The sequence below is a fragment of the Bacillus cereus group sp. BfR-BA-01430 genome, from assembly GCF_022663115.1.
GTDB classification, from domain to species: Bacteria; Bacillota; Bacilli; order Bacillales; family Bacillaceae_G; genus Bacillus_A; species Bacillus_A cereus_BD.
Genome location: NZ_JAKUEW010000051.1, coordinates 1 through 1,198 on the forward strand (window position 1 = coordinate 1; position 1,198 = coordinate 1,198).

The window sequence follows — 1,198 nt, forward strand, 5'->3', positions numbered from 1 at the left end:
CATCAATATGGCAATGTGTTATATAAAACACTGTAGATTACAACAAATAAATAAAAGAGCAGCTAGCAAAAGCTAACTGCTCGGGTAATGGAATATGGTTCGAAATGGGTTATCAACAGTATTGACGGAATTTTGAGTTTTATACAGGGAGGTAGAGGGAAATGGAAGAATTACCAGATAAAATAATTGGTCTTGATCAAATTCGTATCAATCGTGGAATCGGAAAGATATGCAAGTGTGAAAATAGGAAGTTCGTACTTGATACGACGAATAAACGGGTAACTTGCCATAGTTGCGGTTCTGTCGTTGATCCGTATGACGCAATTGTAGATTTAGCGAATCAAAGGGAAGAATTTAATAGACAAGCAGAGCTACTTTTAGAACAGAAAAAGCAACTTGCAGCATATAAACCACATTTGAGAATTATTAAAAGTCTAGAGAAGAGCTATAGAGGACGTAAGATGTTGCCGTATTGTCCACGATGTAGCGAACCGTTTTATTTAGAAGAATTAACTCATTGGATGGGTATAAGTTATGCAAAAAGACGTATAGAAAAGTGGAAAGAGCAAAATCCAACAAAATAATCATTTTAAAGAAACGGAGAAAGCTAAATGGGGAAAAGTCAACGAGATAAAGGTGCAAGACGTGAAAGAGAGTTTGCTAGCTTGATAGGAGGGGAGCGTGTGCCGCTCTCTGGGGCTATGCAAGGTTATGCTAATGATGTGAAAGGGTTGGGTCTTGAATGGGAAGTAAAGGCTAGGAAAGACGGATTCAAGACGTTATACAATTGGCTAGAGGATGAACGAGAACAGCCCGACGCTTTAGCAATTAAGGCGGATAGAAAACCTTGGTTAGTAGTTATGCCGTTGGATACATTTTTGAAAATGGTGAGGGAGTGATAATATGCTTGATATTGAGTTACCAGAACTTAATAAAGAAGAAACGAAAAAGAATGTATTAAAGGCTTTGAAGAAATACCGTTTGTTTTTATCAAGCATAACGGAAGAAATAATTGAACGTGTGAAGAACGACGAAACAGAAGGAATAAGCGAAAAAAATATTAAGCGTGCTGAATTTATATTGGATATAAGGAAAGGAGTGAGCAAGCTTAATCTTTACGATAAGCAATTGATTGAATTGGCTTATTTAGGGAGAGAGAAACATAGTTGGGTGAAGATGTGTAGAGTTTTAAATATGT

The 1,198-nt window shown here is 36.8% G+C and carries 3 protein-coding genes; all 3 read left to right on the top strand.

Going from position 1 to position 1,198, the window contains the following annotated elements; all coding sequences use genetic code 11:
- Nucleotides 1-161: 161 nt before the first annotated feature.
- The gene (locus MR058_RS22805; protein ID WP_094396547.1) at nucleotides 162-584 is read left to right on the top strand and encodes a hypothetical protein; all 423 of its coding nucleotides are present in this window, start codon (nucleotides 162-164) and stop codon (nucleotides 582-584) included.
- Between the two features lie 27 nt (nucleotides 585-611).
- Nucleotides 612-899, top strand: a complete 288-nt coding sequence (locus tag MR058_RS22810) for a hypothetical protein (RefSeq protein WP_087095190.1) — start codon at nucleotides 612-614, stop codon at nucleotides 897-899.
- Nucleotides 900-903: 4 nt separating this feature from the next.
- A partial coding sequence (locus tag MR058_RS22815) for an ArpU family transcriptional regulator (RefSeq protein WP_242145936.1) occupies nucleotides 904-1,198 on the top strand: 295 nt, incomplete at its 3' end.

Excerpts from the sequence above, each read along its gene's own strand:
- MR058_RS22810 (WP_087095190.1), top strand. The coding sequence starts at position 612 with ATGGGGAAAAGTCAACGAGATAAAGGTGCAAGACGTGAAAGAGAGTTT.
- MR058_RS22805 (WP_094396547.1), top strand. The coding sequence starts at position 162 with ATGGAAGAATTACCAGATAAAATAATTGGTCTTGATCAAATTCGTATC.